The organism is Paenibacillus sp. YN15 (assembly GCF_003285005.1).
Classification (GTDB): Bacteria; Bacillota; Bacilli; order Paenibacillales; family NBRC-103111; genus Paenibacillus_AR.
The window spans coordinates 42405-56504 of the sequence record NZ_QMFA01000008.1; the positions used below are offsets into that span (position 1 = coordinate 42405).

Genomic DNA, 14100 nt, shown 5'->3' on the forward strand with positions numbered 1-14100 from the left:
CATTTCATTGCATTTGTGCTTTAATCGATCACGCGGTGGGCATACCACTTGCTCCCCCGATACCGCCACAGGAATATGGCGCCGCGCACACCCCATTCGCAGTTCATGGCCAGCCATACGCCGATGATGCCGTAGCCCATCATAATGCCAAGAATATACCCCAGCACCACCCGGAACAGCCACATGGTGAGCATGGAAACAATGGAGGTAAATTTGGAATCCCCGGCGGCCCGCAGCGCGGCAGGCGTAATAAAGCTGATGGACCAAAGCGGCACCTGGAAGGCGAAATTGATCACCGTCAGAATAAACAGATCATGCACAATTTCATCCGGCGGATTGAAGAGGCTGACCAGCGGATGGAACAACGGCAGCAGAATCAGCGCCATAGCCAAGAGCGACAAGGAAGACAGGACGATAAAGGATTTCACGAACTTGCGGGCATCCTGGATATTCCGCCGCCCCATACATTGGCCCACTACGGTAACAATGGTCAGGGACAAGGCTCCGGAAGGAATCTGGGCCAACCCGGCAATGGTATTGCCGATGGCATTGGTGGCAATGGCATAGGTGCCCAGACTGACGATAAAAATCTGGGTCAGCAGCTTGCCGCCGTTGAAGAACATCTGCTCCGCCGCGAAGGGCAGTCCGATGAACATGATCTTTTTCAGCATGGACACCTGCACACGGAAAAAATCGGCGATCCGAAGACCCATAGTGGTTTCCATCCGGATCAGGTAGAAGATGGAGCAAGCCGCCCCAAGATACCGGGCGATGTTTACGGCAATGGTCATTCCGGTTACGCCCATGCCCAGCAGGTAAATGAATACGCCGTTCAGGGCCACGTATGAGATGTTGGTAATCAGCGACAAGGCCAGCGACGCCCTTGTTTTGCCTGTACCCCGCAGCGCGCCGCACACCGCCTGGACAATGCCGGCGCCGCCGAAGGAAATGCCGCTGCCGATGAGATAGGTTCTGGCATTGGCCATCACATCCGCTTCGGCAGTGCCAAAAAGCAGATGCAGGATCGGGTTGTGGAATGCCACCACAATAGCGCCGATGACTAAGGCTACCAGGGAAACGATGGTCACGGAGGACGCCGACGATCTGGATACCATGGAGCCATTGCCGCTGCCCTTATATTGGGCCACCACTACCGTTCCGCCGGTAGCCAGGGCAATAAACACCTGCATCAGAAAGATGTTCAGGGAGTCCACCATATTCACCGCACTGATGGCGGCCACTCCGTAGGAGCTGACCATGGCGGTGTTGACCAGGTTCAAGCCGATTACAAACAGCTGGTCAATCAGGATCGGAATAAATAAGGCAACAATCTGCCGGTAATCCATGGATTCTCCGGTGAAATACTTTTCCAGGAGACCGGGCTTGTTCTTTGATAAAGCTTGCTGTCCCATGTCATCACATTCTTTTCTGGTAAAATAGTCGTAATAAAGGAAAAAACTCTTCTATACGAAGAGCTTAAATACAATCCCCTGGTCAAAATACCTGGTGGAAGCGCATTTTCACAGAGAAAGAGCGGCAGTACGACGGGTAAACACAAGCCCGGCTTCGCGGAGGCATCCGCCGATTAGGGCATACTTGATTGAGGATACACCTCTTTTACCAGTTCGTCAACGGAACTTTCAGCCAAAACGGATTTAATCGGGATAAGCCGGACATAAATTTGCCAATACTATAGAATGATAGTAAGATGAGTCTGACACTAAATAACAGAGGGAGCTGTGAATATGGCTATCAATCCTTATATCAATTTCAACGGCAATTGCCGGGAAGCAGTCGAGTTCTATGCGGATGTGTTCGAGTCGGACAAGCCTGTCTTCATGGCTTTTGGCGATGCCCCGGGAGATCCGTCCCACCCGATTCCGGAAGAGGCCAAAGCATTGATTATGCACACCCAGTTTTCCATTCACGGCACCCCGGTTATGTGTTCCGATGTATTCCCCGGCCATCCGTATGTCCAGGGCAATAACATCAGCATTACGGTGGTCAGCAAGGAGACTGCCGAAGTGAAGCGCTACTTCGACAAGCTGAAGGAAGGCGGCACCGTGCACATGGAGCTGCAGGAAACCTTCTGGAGCAAGGCCTATGCCAATCTTACAGACAAGTTCGGCATTGGCTGGCAATTGAGCCAGGAGGGATAAGCCTTTTCCGAGATAAACAGAAACAAGCACACGTTGCGCCGGGACAGGCGTCGTGTGCTTTTTCTTTCAGCTAAGGTATTGTCCTTATTTCCACGAAATCTCCAGCGGATTGCGGTCCACCAGGCGGGTATACCGGTACTTGGGATAACCGGCCATAACGGCGCCGGCCAGTTGTGTGCCCTCCGGCAGCTCCAGCTCCCGCAAGAGCGGTTCATAGCCGCTGAAGCCGCAATGCTGGACGAAGCCGCCCCAGCAGGTGCCAAGCCCCAGGCTCGGGGCATACAGCTCCGCGTAAGCCAGCACAAATTCCGCGTTGCTCCTGGCCGTATGCTGGGTCAGCTGCTTCGGAGCCAAGGCGAGAATCAGATGGGGCGCGCCGCGCAGAATGGTATCCTTCCCGCGGCGGGCGGCGGCAATATGCAGCTTCAAATAGCTGAAGCCCCTGCCTCCCGAAGCGGCCACCTGCTCCTCCATCCAGGCAATCACCGCCTGCCAGATCCGGTCCAGCCGCTCCTTGCCGCTGATCACCTGGAAGGTGATGCTCTGGGTGTTGCTGGCGGTAGGCGCAAACCGGGCCACGTCCAGCAATTCCGTCAGCGCCTCCCGGGAGACCTGATCCTGCCGGTAAACCCGTACCGAACGGCGGGAGCGCAGGAACTGTCTGGCTCCTGCCGCATCCCATTGCAATTCTCTGCGCACAGGGATTTGCGCGGCCAATGGAGTCCGGCTGTTATCCAGCGCCTCCGACGGGCAGGCAGCCACACAATGGCCGCAGGCTATGCACCGCCCACCGTCCGCCTCCTGCGGCCCTGCATCATTCATCAGAATATAATTCGCCGGACAAACCTCCTCGCAAATTCCGCAAACCATACAGGCTTCCTCATCCACCGTAAGAATGCTCACTGTCAGCCTCCTCCTCTCTGCACAATCTCCCTATTCTTTTTTCACGGCGCCGCAGCATTTTTTATGCTTTTTGCCGCTTCCGCAAGGACACGGATCATTGCGGCCCACCTTAGGAGCCGCTGCGCTCCGCCCAAAATCGGCCTCCGATACCACCCCCATAGGGCGGGAAGCTAACGGAGCTCTTTCCGGAGAAAAGTGATTCCGCAGTTCCACTGGTGTGAAGCCGCGGTTGATCCACATTCTCGTGTTATTGTGAACCTCCACCAGCAGCGGGAGCAAAGCGCCGATCTGCCCTTCGGACATTTCAATATCCAGATAGGCAAACTCGTCCAAAAGCTCATCCAGCGGCGCTTCCATGGAGCTGGCTGCCTGGATATTTTCCACGAGGATATCAGCAAGCTCCCGATCGCGTATAATATGCTTCAGCACATGCGCCTTCAGCCTTTCGAGCTGAAGGGTGTTAGGGGTGTACAGGTCATCGGCATAGCGGAGAAATTCCGCCTTATCAGGAATATAGTACGGTTTGTTGCGGGTCCCTTCCAGCAGCTTCGGCAGCTCCTCCCGCCCTTCGTCCCTAAAGTAACTGCTGATCCAATAATCCCGATGGATGCTGTACATTTGCTCACGGGCCAGATGCTTGAGGGCAGTTAGGTCCATTTCATCCGCTGTGGCGGCTTCCGCATTCTGGCTATTAAAAATCTCCAGCAGCTTGCCGCGCTCACAAGCCCCGTATAAATGGACAGCCGCTAAAATATAATCCAGAATCAGCTGGCGGCGCTCCCACTTTTTCCAAAAATCGTCCAGCTCCAGGCTTCGGTAAACCTGCTGGATTTCCTCCGGAATCAGAACAGCCAGCTTATCCCCGTTCCAATAAGTAAAGACTGCGCCTCTTTCTTGCAAAAATAAATATTGGGCGGGATAGATCCGGCTGCTTTCCAGAACCGGTTGCTTCAACAGCTGCTGAAACAGTCCCCGCTCCTCCCGGCGGGCCAGGAAAAGGGTTCTCAGCAGCCGGTCCGGGTCAAGCAGAGCCTCGCTCAACGCAGAGGCAAGCTCCTGCTTTTTCATGCTTGATCTTCCGGCCAGCGCCAGGTTGGAGGCAATCAGGGACAGCATATTCTTTTTTAAGGGCTCAAGGCATTCCGCCAGCTTAGTCCGCGGTTCTCCCGGGACAGCACGCAACTGATTGGTCTCATTGTAGATTTCTTGCACAGTGAATTCCATCATTTCACTCCATTTATTACATAATTTACCTGAATAACGCTTTTTCCGGCCCGGGTCCGGTTCCGAAGCCCGCCTTAGGTCGGGATTAACAACACATCCCGGGATGGTTTTGCAACCGCCACTCCGCCTGTATGCTTGAACTACAGAAAACTTAATGAACGGGCGGGGAAATATATGATGATAAATAAGAAAGAAAGGCAAGTGTATGTTTTATTAACCGATTCCGGGACGATGCTTGCACGGGTGATCAAATGGTATACCAAACAACCCTTGAGCCACGCCTCTCTGGTGCTGGATCAGGAGCTGCAGGAAATCTACAGCTTCGGCCGGAAAAATCCCGGCAATCCGTTTATTGGCGGCTTTGTCCGGGAAAGTCTCAAAAGCGGCCTGCTGCTGGACGCTTCCTGCGCGTTGTACCGCTGCTCTGTCAGCTCTTCCGTCTATGCGCGGCTGCAGCGCCATGTTGAAGAGATGCGCCGCCGCCAGGATGAATATAAATACAGTGTACGGGGGCTTGTGGGAGTGGCCTTTAACCGGGCGTGGAGCCGGGAAAATACCTACTTCTGCTCCCAATTCGTAGCTGCGGTGCTCCAGGAAAACGGAGCGGTCCGCCTGGAAAAGCCGCCTGCCCTGACCACGCCGGGAGATCTGGCGGAGTTGAAGGAACTGGCCCCCATTTTCCGCGGGACCGTGCGGCAACTGCTGGAGCAATGGCGCGAGGCTGTTCCGCAGCCCGCATACAGCGGCAGTCCGCGGCTTGCCGCCCGCAGCCGGCACGAGCTGGCCGGGGCGGGGGCAACGGCCCTGACCACTGCCGGATGATCCGGCTCGCCCGGGGTGCATACCAAAAGTAAACTAGCCAGGCTGCCCCGGCCTTTCTATAATAGAGGCGGAGGAATCCCTTCGCCCCGGGTGAAAGGGACTCAATCCACATTTCAAATCCAAAGGAGCTCGACCTATATGAACGGCAAGTGGACGGATAAAACCTGGGCCACCCTGGGCGACAGCATTACAGCGGCCAATGGCTACCAGCCCCTGGTGCAGGAAGCGCTGGGCTTTGCCGCAGTTCAAAACCTGAGCAAAAGCGGCTGCCCCATGACCGCCGGAGGGGAACGGGACTACGGCGCCACCACCCACATGGGAAAGGCCATTGAAGGCTCGCCGGATTGCATCACCATCTTCGCCGGCACCAATGACTTCCGGCTGGACATGCCTCTTGGCACCATCGAAACACGGAGCATACACACCTTCTATGGGGCATACATCGCCCTGGTGGAGGAGATCCTCACCGCTCATCCCGCCTCACGCCTGAATCTGTGGACACCGCTGATGCGCGACAAGGATGGCTGGAACATCTTCTCCGTCAATGGAGCAGGCTACCGCTTGTCCGACTACGTGGAGGCTGTCCAGGAGGTAGGCTTGCGTTATGCCCTGCCGGTGCTGAATCTGTATGGGCAAAGCGGCATCAACCTGCTGACCCTGTCCCACTTCACCTCTGACCGCCTGCATCCCAACGAAGCAGGACACCGGCGGATCGCCGATATGGCGGCGCCCTTCCTGGCCGGGCTGTAAGCTCCGGTCCTGCCTTCTGCTGCGTCACCATCCATCTCACTGCGAAGCGCTGACTGCCGCGGTGTTGGTGACTCCGAAGGGAACATGGGCCGAAGGGGAAATACCGGCCACTCCTTCAATATGGCCCACCTGGTCATCGAAGAAGATATGCGGCCTAAATACCCGCAGCACCCGCCCCTTGTCGATGCCGCCCAGGAAAAAAGCCTCGTCCACCCGGATGCCCAGGCTCCGCAGGGTGGTAACCACCCGCTCGTGGGCGGGGGCGTTCCGGGCGGTAGCGATGGCGATGCGGATGCGCGGCTGATACCCTTCATCCTGCCGCTTCCGCTCCCACTCCCGCTTCTGGAGGCGGGCGATTTCACCGAAGAACTTGAACAGCGGTCCGGGAGGCAGCAGCTCCCGGGCCTTTTGGCGCTCATTTTCATGAAACTGCGCCATCCCCAGCTCCTGATAAATTCCCTCCGCCGAATCATCGGCAATAATGCCGTCGAAGTCGAAGGCAATCCGCAGCTCCGGCCCTTCCTCATCATCCACGTACCTCGAGGGAAATACCTGCGCCGCAGGCAGGCCATTGCTTACCGCCTCCCGCACGTCCTCCAGGTTGGCCGAAAGGAACAGGGAAGCATTGAAGGCCTCCATATAAATGAAGGGATTGGCTCCTGCCACAAACGCCGCCCGGGAAATGGACAGACCATAATGCTCAATGGACTTGAACACCCGCAGGCCTGTGTCGGGATCATTACGCGACAGCAGCACCACCTCCACCGGCTGATCATCAGGCTTATCCCCATTCAGGTTCAGCAGCCGCTTGATCAAGGGGAAAGCCACCCCCGGCTGAAGCACCGATTGCTCATGCTCCCGCTGGTACGTGCGGTATTCCTCCTCCCCTTTTTCCCGGAACACCTGATCCGCCTCATCCAGTTGGAATAAGGCGCTGGAGGCAACCGCCACAACGAATTTTTGCTCAATGGGATAAGGCAAAACCTTCCCCTCCTCCTGGTATTCATTATTTGTGCCCCTGCCCCAAGAATGTCCGCGGCGATACATACACAAACCGCTCACCCCGGGCCGTTGTTTATCTCCATTAAAGGCTTGGTCACCGAAGTGGGAGGGCTGATGACCCATGGAGCCGTTATCGCCCGTGAATATGGATTGCCGGCAGTTGTAGGCGTGGAAAATGCTACCAAATTGATCAAGGACGGGCAACGGATTCGCGTACACGGAACAGAAGGGTATATCGAACTATTGTAAGGGCAGGGATAAGCCGCGGCGGGAACAGGAAGAGAGAAAGGGTCGGGACTGTTCCCGCAGACAATACATTTCATCTAAGGGATTTATTTAATTTGATTGTTAAAGAGATCAAGGCTATGCCTAACATCAAGCCGGAAATGGGAGCTACGACAAAAATGCCAATGATATTTTTACTTGGGGTGAATAATAGCTTTAAACCGGTGACAATGATTGAACATGCTATTGCAGCCAGCCAAAATAACAGTTTTTGCTTCATTGTTGCGTTCACCGCTTTATTCGAAACAGGGCTCGTTCTCAGAAGATAAATTGCCATAAAAATAAAAGTTAACAATAGCCCCAATAGAGATAAACTGTGCTGCAATATTTTGAATAATGGCAAACCCCAGTATGTTTCACGTAAAAAAGAGAGGTGAATGACAAAATAACCTTGATTGTGCGTAAAAGCGTCTAATGCTATATGCGAGAAAAAACCAACAGTGATTGATAATACAAAAATTATCCAATCGTTTGTGCTGTAAAGCTTCCATTCTTTTATGGCATGATATGCTCTTTGATTCAGACTAAACATTGAAGGCAAATGGATTGCCATTTGCTCCTTAACAATACGGTGAAAGATAAAGGCTAGCAATATGCTTAAAGGAAGTGCCTGCGAAATCAAACCCAACATAGAATGGCCTATTCTGCTATAAGGCTCCAGCATAATGAAATATTCAAAATCAGGAGCCATACTTCCCAATACCAGACCTGTGGCATTAAGTTTTTTGGGACTTATATATTTCATTGGAAGCGCATAGATGGGATGGGAAAAAGTAAAAGGCATAGCGGCCCCCCCTTGTGATTATAGATTGAATTACCCACGTTCTGGCTTCCATTTTGTAACAACTGACGATATACTTTTATTTGAGCAACTTAACATTTCTTCTTCATCCTGATTAATTCCTTTAGATTCTACCGCAAATATGATGTTTTTTCCATACAACCGGTTTAAAAATCATAGCCGCGGAGGCGTTTGTCAGCTGGTTTCAAATTTAATAGAATTTCCACAATCGTACTAAATTGTAATTGTTAATGCTGCATAGTTTCAACTTGGAGGTATACAGGATGTCTCTTCTTTTCCTATCTGCGTGTGAAAATGATGATGATAAAATATACATGACAGATTTATATGAGCGCTACTATCCCCTAATGAAAAAAAAGGCGTGTAGCATAGTTCAGGATTATGAAGTAGTGGACGATTTGATCCAAGAAGCATTTCTAAAGTTAATTCCTAAAATTTCGCTTCTGCGTTCACTAAGCTGTTACAAAACAACATCGTATATCGTTAATACAATCAAGCATGTTGCGATTGACCATATCCGAAAGAAAGCACGACTTTCAAATCATGTTTATACTGGTTTAGACGATGATTTAGCAGAACAAATTCCCGATTTTCAAGCCGCTACCGAAGAAAACTATATGAAAACCGAAGAATGTGAAGCTTTAGAAAAGGCTATGTTCCAGTTATCGGAGCGGGATCGAACCTTGCTATATTTTAAATATAATATGGAAATGGGAGATCAACAGATTGGGGACCTCTTGAATATTCCAACAAGACATGTCCGGCAATATGTTGCGAGAGCAAGACATCGAGCGCTTCATATCTTGTCAGAAAAAGGTGAATATCATGTTTAAGTCAAATAAACTGATGGACCAGCAATCCCTTCAGGAAGAATACGAGGAAAGCAAAATTAGGCTGCTCATGGCTCATTATGCCGAGTTAGAAGGGAAACGATTTCTGGAAGAGAATGAGGAACTTAGGAAGGACCCATTCTATCTTCCTTCAGATGCAGAAAAAAAGAGATTCATGAGCCGCATAAATCGCCGCTTTGCATTTATTCGCTTTAAAAAACTGTTGTTCCCGTTTCCAATTCAATCCCAAAAGCTTATGATTGCTCTTTCGGCAGCTGTAATACTCCTGTTTACTTCAGTTTTTACCGTGGAAGCAGTGCGGGTAAGAGTCTTCAATATGTTTATTCAAGTGCAAAAAGAATACACGGCAATAAGGGTGGGGAACGATGCAATACAGAATAACGAAGAATATGAGCAGATTGACTGGAGTCCCGCTTTTGTGCCCTCCAAGGTTCCAGAAGGTTACCATATTGTGAACGTAATGAATAACCAAAACTTAAAGGTGATTGAATATAAAAATGATAATAATGGACATATTCTGTTCCAACAACAAAGCGAAAACGGCGGTATGAATGTAGATACTGAAGATGCAGATGAAGTGATTCATACAAATATTCAAGGCGGAGAAGGACTTGTTATACGAAAAAGAGAGCAAATTACGGTTGTATGGAAATATCAAGCTCATTTGTTTTTGGTTGTGGCCAGATCTACAGGTCTAAATAAAGAGAAGATCATTGAACTGTCGGAAAGTGTAACATTGCTTAAATAATTTATCCTCCTCTGTTACATAACGGGAACTAAAGTCGTCTTTTATTTATGAACAATAATACGAGGAGGTTTTAGGGTGCGTAAAAAGATGGTGTCATTCATGCTGGCATTCATGTTAATTTTCACTTCCGGTGTTGCTGTTGCACAGGCTAACACCAATACCTTGGTGTCGGGAGATGGAATTGTTGTTCCTTACTATGATTATATCTCTTTTGTTGGAGCAACAATTTCCATCGATAGCGGGGGACGGTCGACATCCACAGGGTATGTGTTTTATACAGATAATTATGACTCAATGCTCACCGTTGAGCTTCAGCGTTCAGATGGCACGGGCTGGTCGACAGTGAAATCATGGAGCGATTCTTTTTCAGGAAGTGGATATAAATTGATTGAAGAGGATTACTATGTGTTTTCAGGGTATACATATCGAGTGGTAACCACAGCCGCCATTAAGAGCGGAAATGTTATTTTGGAAATAGCCAGCAGTACATCTTCGAGTGTTGAATATTAATTTATCAACGTATCAGCATGAAAAAATTGTTTGTTGTTCACTGTTTCAGTAGATACAACCCAACTAAATGACTCAATGAGAAACTATCTAAGTATGGTTTTTGCTTATAGGAAGTTCATATAATATCATAAAATAGAAAAATATTTCTTTTTCTTGTTACAAGTAATGATGTATGAACGTCTATATGAGTGCGAAGAGATACATAATGCAATTCAACCGCCAAAAGAAGGCTTTTCGCCAAATCTTAAATAGGGAGTTGAGGCACTGGATAATAATCCTGTATAGGTGGATGAAGGAAAGTTCAGTTTGCTTTCAGTTCGATTGTTTAAAAGAGATTAGTCAGTCAAGAAGATTACTAGAATTATTCTTAGGTTGGCATTATCTATTTTGATTTTGTTACTCTGTATCCTATTGAGTATTTGAAAATTAATGATGTTGAGAATTTCTCTAGACTATCTTAAGGAGTGATTTATGTGAAACGTAGGTGGTTAAAAACATCCTTATTGGGAACTTTGGTTTTTGGGTTATTGGCATCCACATCTTATGCGGCAAATCCATATACTTGGAACTTTAATGAAGAAAACACACCCTATGAGTACTCAAGACCCTACACAGGCACCATGTCGCTGATTTGGACAACCACTCCTGGTGACTTTCAGGCTGCATTAACTAATGTTAAGTGGGATCCTGATAGGGTAACGAATATTGATATTTCTGGCTTTTATCCTACTTTAGAAATTAGGGATAATCTTCGAACCGGGAATGTTAGAGGTACGTGGGCAACAAGCAACCTGCCTGATCCCAAATATGATTACGAGTCGGACGGCCCGGAAATTGATGAAGTTGAAGTGGTTTCAAGAAGTCCTCAGGATTTGCAAGCCTACAATCCATATAAATTCGAGACGTACTGGACTAAACTAAACCAATCAACAAATGAATATATGATAGCGTATTCGTCATTGAGTTCTAGTCCAAGTTGCAGTTGGTGCGACTATAATACTGTATATCAATCAGATTACCCTTTAGCTGGCATTTATACATCCGAAATGCAAGGAAATCCAGCTTCCGTGATTAATCAAGTCTCTCTATCGGAAGTAGTACCGGCTGTGCCAAGCTCCATTGATGAGACATCAGTGAAATTAAAAAAGCGTGATCCGAATTATGAAAAAGTGAAAACAAAAGATGATTTGGAGGCCTACAAGAAAAAGCTTGAACAAATATTGACAAATTCTAATGACGAAAGTGAAAGTGAATTTGTAATTACTTTCAATTCTCCGTTGCAGTTCAAACAAGTAAAGGAAAAAATAGATTTGTACAGGAATCAGCTTGATATTGATGGGATATATACCAGAAGTATTGGAAATAATGGAGATATTCAGACAGGAATTGCATTTTCTTTCGATAATAGAATACTTGATGAAATAAAGAACCAAACAGAAACTTCTTATAAGGGAATTATTCAAATTGAAGGAAAGGCTCCGGTAAAGGTATTAAAGAAATTATCGGCAGACAAAGATGTATTCGCGGTTGAAGTTGCGGATGATGAATATCTTCCCGGAGGACTGTATTGGAAACTTGAACATTCCCAGAAGTAAGTATTGTGAACCTCGGTATGTTTCATGCCGAGGTTTATAATTTTTTTTGAAAAATTTCACGAAGAGAAACATAATTAATGAAAGCGTCGTCTGGTATTTATGGAGGTGACAACGATTTGTGGTATTGTTAAAAATAGAAATTTCAGCTGGAATTATTAAAATTACTTGAGTCTTGCAAAAATATCGCTGTCGAGTTGGTGTAGGAAGCAGTCAAGATTTCAGAACCTTTGTCGAACGGCATAATAGAAAACGGACATCTTACCTTTACTGCAGAAATTTTGGTTACCACACCCAATTTCCAGATAAAGGAGATGTCCCAATACTATGGTATCCCTCTACCTGCCGATCGTCAAGTTCATTTTGGCGCTCAAACTGGAATTTTCAAAACCTCAGTTGAATCATTTGTTTACCCTCGTCCATGGCATCATTCTCTGCGCCGGACGTAAGAATATCACGCAAATCCAACAGGCGGCCAAGAGTAATCGCCATCTTAGCAGCACGACGAATTTCTTGAATCATGCTCCTTGGTGCGTCAATCGCATGCAACGGCGGCGGATGGACATGATCCTGACTCGAATCCGGGCCAAGCGGGCGAAACAGGGGGAACGCCGCCATCTTGTGTTTCCCATCGTAGATGACACATTTGGGTATACCCTTACGAGGGACCGATTAGTGAAATCGAAAACGTCAAGCTGTTGCTGTCCTGGAAGGAGGAGTACACGGCTTCGAGCAAACCACAGGTTTGTCTCTTGTGCACGGATGTGTCGTTGGATCTTGTTACCATTCAGCGATATTATCACGTTCGCTGGAACATCGAGACGGGGTACCGTTACTTCAAGGAGCTGCTGGGCTTTGACCAATATCAGTTGCTTTCGTTTACGGGCATTCAGCGATTTTGGGCCATCCAGTTCCTGACCCAAAACTTCCTGGAATCACAGCGGCAGGAGTGGATGGAGAAGCAAGCTGATTTGACGCTTGGTGATGTGGTACGCCGCATTCGAGAAGAGTACTTCGGGCAGGTCATCGTCTATGTGTACCTACAGGCCCTCGAAAAGAAGCCTCTTTTCGACATTCTCAGGCTACTCAAGTTATCTGCCTAAAACATCGATTGGCTGATTGCACTATCCGTGTTCCCTATTGGGCTATCCTCACATTGAATTCGCAAGATTCAAGTAAAATTAGTTTGTTTTATTCTGGCTGGATCTTGAAATAGGAAGGAAGAAATCGACAAGGGAGTTGGTCCATATTCGTGAGAATATCCCGATAGCTGTTCCAATTCATTTTTTTGCGTGGGTAATCATAGTTGTTTCTTTGGTTGTCGAGGATTTCAACTGGTTTTTAATACCAAATGTAAATAATACCCCTGCATTTATTACTGTTTCAAAATGGCTAATACAGTCTCTATTGGTTGCAAATTTAGCGGGCTATTTAATTCATCAATTGCTGATAAAGTGGGAACTTTCTGATACAGATTGGAAGCTGTCGGCACATCTTATTTTTTCAATTGCTCACATTATTATTGTTGCTTTTCTCATTTTTTTAATTGCAGGGTTTGAAGATTTGTAAGTGCAGACTGCCCCAAAAGATCACATGGCATTTCTGCTCGGGCGTGCGCTCATACAGTTCTTGCAGGAAATAACCGGGCTTTTCGCTGTTGGTGGCGAACACATCATAATGCAGCGGGATCACGGTTTCCATCTCCGCCACTGCCGCAAGCTCTGCGGCCTCCCGGATATTCATATTGCCAATAATACCCTGGCTGTTGCGGAAGTAATCCCTGCCGTTGATAGGCAGCATGCCTACATCGACCCGCTCCCGGCGAAGTAAATCCGGCAAGCCGGGATATATCACCGTGTCCCCTGCGTGATACAGAACAACGCCGTTCATTTCCACCAAATAGCCTACGAACCGGTGCTCCCTCTCGCTTCCGGTGTTCTGCAGGGACTCATGGGCCGCGGGCACCGGCTGGATGCGGACCCGTTCTCCCTCCCGCCCCTCCAGCTCCATCCACTGTCCGGTAAGAGCGTCAATAATCCGCTCCGGATCAATCCCGCATTGCTTCTCCAGAATGGGACGGCAGCAAGGGGGAGCCAGGAATCGGACCTGCGGACATTGGGCGGCTATGGCCGGCAAGGTTTTGATATCCAGGTGGTCGTCATGCTCATGAGTAATCAAACACAGATCGGCGTAAACCACATCCTCCGGCCGGAGCAGCGAGGGATATGTCCGCTTCATGCCATGAAGAACCTCCAAATGGTCGGAAAAGAACGGGTCCACACAAATGACCGTATGCCGCCCTTTCGCCACGATACTTTCTTGCCCAAAGAACCAAAGGGCCATACAGCCCTCCGGAGGTGCCGTATCCTTGATTTCGCTCATCAGCACCTGCGGGGTGCGGGACAGTGCGGATTGTGCACGATTCATCTTGTGCCTCCATTTCATAGACCAG

The 14100-nt window shown here is 48.7% G+C and carries 15 protein-coding genes and 1 pseudogene; 9 read left to right on the forward strand and 7 right to left on the reverse strand.

The features are described 5' to 3' along the window. Nucleotides 1-20: 20 nt before the first annotated feature. Nucleotides 21-1412 (reverse strand): MATE family efflux transporter, encoded by a 1392-nt coding sequence (locus tag DQG13_RS09045; protein ID WP_146767124.1) that lies wholly within the window; start codon nt 1410-1412, stop codon nt 21-23. A 333-nt stretch (nt 1413-1745) separates the two neighbouring features. Between DQG13_RS09045 and DQG13_RS09050 the strand changes: the two genes are divergently transcribed. After that, nucleotides 1746-2159 (forward strand): VOC family protein, encoded by a 414-nt coding sequence (locus DQG13_RS09050; RefSeq protein ID WP_113019429.1) that lies wholly within the window; start codon nt 1746-1748, stop codon nt 2157-2159. Between the two features lie 84 nt (nt 2160-2243). Here the strand turns inward: DQG13_RS09050 and DQG13_RS09055 are convergent, their stop codons facing one another. Then, nucleotides 2244-3062 (reverse strand): nitroreductase family protein, encoded by an 819-nt coding sequence (locus tag DQG13_RS09055; RefSeq protein WP_113019430.1) that lies wholly within the window; start codon nt 3060-3062, stop codon nt 2244-2246. Nucleotides 3063-3092: 30 nt separating this feature from the next. Then, the gene (locus tag DQG13_RS09060) at nt 3093-4286 is read right to left on the reverse strand and encodes an SEC-C metal-binding domain-containing protein (RefSeq protein WP_181592661.1); all 1194 of its coding nucleotides are present in this window, start codon (nt 4284-4286) and stop codon (nt 3093-3095) included. A gap of 174 nt (nt 4287-4460) precedes the next feature. Between DQG13_RS09060 and DQG13_RS09065 the strand changes: the two genes are divergently transcribed. Together DQG13_RS09065 and DQG13_RS09070 are read left to right on the forward strand one after the other, a co-directional pair. Then, on the forward strand, nt 4461-5108 hold the full coding sequence (locus tag DQG13_RS09065; protein WP_113019432.1) for a hypothetical protein: 648 nt from the start codon (nt 4461-4463) through the stop codon (nt 5106-5108). 138 nt (nt 5109-5246) lie between these two features. Beyond that, nucleotides 5247-5858 carry an SGNH/GDSL hydrolase family protein gene (locus DQG13_RS09070; RefSeq protein ID WP_113019433.1) on the forward strand — a complete coding sequence of 204 codons (612 nt, stop codon included), beginning with the start codon at nt 5247-5249 and terminating at the stop codon, nt 5856-5858. Nucleotides 5859-5894: 36 nt separating this feature from the next. Here the strand turns inward: DQG13_RS09070 and DQG13_RS09075 are convergent, their stop codons facing one another. Further along, nucleotides 5895-6839: a 5'-nucleotidase gene (locus DQG13_RS09075; protein ID WP_113019434.1), complete on the reverse strand. Its 945-nt coding sequence runs from the start codon at nt 6837-6839 to the stop codon at nt 5895-5897. Nucleotides 6840-6920: 81 nt separating this feature from the next. Between DQG13_RS09075 and DQG13_RS09080 the strand changes: the two are divergent. Further along, a pseudogene (locus tag DQG13_RS09080) lies at nt 6921-7109 on the forward strand (PEP-utilizing enzyme); the annotation flags it as partial. 70 nt (nt 7110-7179) lie between these two features. Here DQG13_RS09080 and DQG13_RS09085 read toward each other — a convergent pair. Then, nucleotides 7180-7929 carry a DUF4184 family protein gene (locus tag DQG13_RS09085; protein WP_113019435.1) on the reverse strand — a complete coding sequence of 250 codons (750 nt, stop codon included), beginning with the start codon at nt 7927-7929 and terminating at the stop codon, nt 7180-7182. Between the two features lie 281 nt (nt 7930-8210). Between DQG13_RS09085 and DQG13_RS09090 the strand changes: the two genes are divergently transcribed. The 4 genes from DQG13_RS09090 (at nt 8211) to DQG13_RS30530 (ending at nt 11651) form a co-directional block, all read left to right on the forward strand. Next, entirely contained in the window at nt 8211-8780 is a 570-nt protein-coding gene (locus tag DQG13_RS09090; RefSeq protein ID WP_113019436.1) for an RNA polymerase sigma factor, read from the forward strand. Beyond that, the gene (locus tag DQG13_RS09095) at nt 8773-9546 is read left to right on the forward strand and encodes a DUF4367 domain-containing protein (RefSeq protein WP_181592662.1); all 774 of its coding nucleotides are present in this window, start codon (nt 8773-8775) and stop codon (nt 9544-9546) included. Before DQG13_RS09090 ends, DQG13_RS09095 begins: the two co-directional genes overlap by 8 nt. A gap of 75 nt (nt 9547-9621) precedes the next feature. Continuing rightward, entirely contained in the window at nt 9622-10056 is a 435-nt protein-coding gene (locus DQG13_RS09100; RefSeq protein WP_113019438.1) for a hypothetical protein, read from the forward strand. Nucleotides 10057-10529: 473 nt separating this feature from the next. Further along, a complete protein-coding gene (locus DQG13_RS30530; protein WP_146767125.1) occupies nt 10530-11651 on the forward strand; it encodes a hypothetical protein in 1122 nt (373 codons plus the stop codon). Between the two features lie 381 nt (nt 11652-12032). Here DQG13_RS30530 and DQG13_RS30715 read toward each other — a convergent pair whose 3' ends face one another. Further along, nucleotides 12033-12170 (reverse strand): hypothetical protein, encoded by a 138-nt coding sequence (locus DQG13_RS30715; RefSeq protein WP_181592663.1) that lies wholly within the window; start codon nt 12168-12170, stop codon nt 12033-12035. Between the two features lie 230 nt (nt 12171-12400). On the opposite strand from DQG13_RS30715, the gene DQG13_RS09115 reads away from it, so the two are divergent. Then, a complete protein-coding gene (locus tag DQG13_RS09115; RefSeq protein WP_258525566.1) occupies nt 12401-12751 on the forward strand; it encodes a transposase in 351 nt (116 codons plus the stop codon). A gap of 439 nt (nt 12752-13190) precedes the next feature. Here DQG13_RS09115 and DQG13_RS09120 read toward each other — a convergent pair whose 3' ends face one another. Then, the gene (locus DQG13_RS09120; protein ID WP_113019442.1) at nt 13191-14075 is read right to left on the reverse strand and encodes an MBL fold metallo-hydrolase; all 885 of its coding nucleotides are present in this window, start codon (nt 14073-14075) and stop codon (nt 13191-13193) included. Between the last annotated feature and the right edge of the window lie 25 nt (nt 14076-14100).

What these genes read in the sequence shown, in the direction of transcription:
- DQG13_RS09045 (WP_146767124.1), bottom strand. Translation starts at nt 1,412, where the DNA reads ATGGGACAGCAAGCTTTATCAAAGAACAAGCCCGGTCTCCTGGAAAAG.
- DQG13_RS09060 (WP_181592661.1), bottom strand. Translation starts at nt 4,286, where the DNA reads ATGGAATTCACTGTGCAAGAAATCTACAATGAGACCAATCAGTTGCGT.
- DQG13_RS09095 (WP_181592662.1), top strand. Translation starts at nt 8,773, where the DNA reads ATGTTTAAGTCAAATAAACTGATGGACCAGCAATCCCTTCAGGAAGAA.
- DQG13_RS09120 (WP_113019442.1), bottom strand. Translation starts at nt 14,075, where the DNA reads ATGAATCGTGCACAATCCGCACTGTCCCGCACCCCGCAGGTGCTGATG.
- DQG13_RS09090 (WP_113019436.1), top strand. Translation starts at nt 8,211, where the DNA reads ATGTCTCTTCTTTTCCTATCTGCGTGTGAAAATGATGATGATAAAATA.
- DQG13_RS30715 (WP_181592663.1), bottom strand. Translation starts at nt 12,170, where the DNA reads ATGATTCAAGAAATTCGTCGTGCTGCTAAGATGGCGATTACTCTTGGC.
- DQG13_RS09065 (WP_113019432.1), top strand. Translation starts at nt 4,461, where the DNA reads ATGATGATAAATAAGAAAGAAAGGCAAGTGTATGTTTTATTAACCGAT.
- DQG13_RS09070 (WP_113019433.1), top strand. Translation starts at nt 5,247, where the DNA reads ATGAACGGCAAGTGGACGGATAAAACCTGGGCCACCCTGGGCGACAGC.
- DQG13_RS09085 (WP_113019435.1), bottom strand. Translation starts at nt 7,929, where the DNA reads ATGCCTTTTACTTTTTCCCATCCCATCTATGCGCTTCCAATGAAATAT.
- DQG13_RS09050 (WP_113019429.1), top strand. Translation starts at nt 1,746, where the DNA reads ATGGCTATCAATCCTTATATCAATTTCAACGGCAATTGCCGGGAAGCA.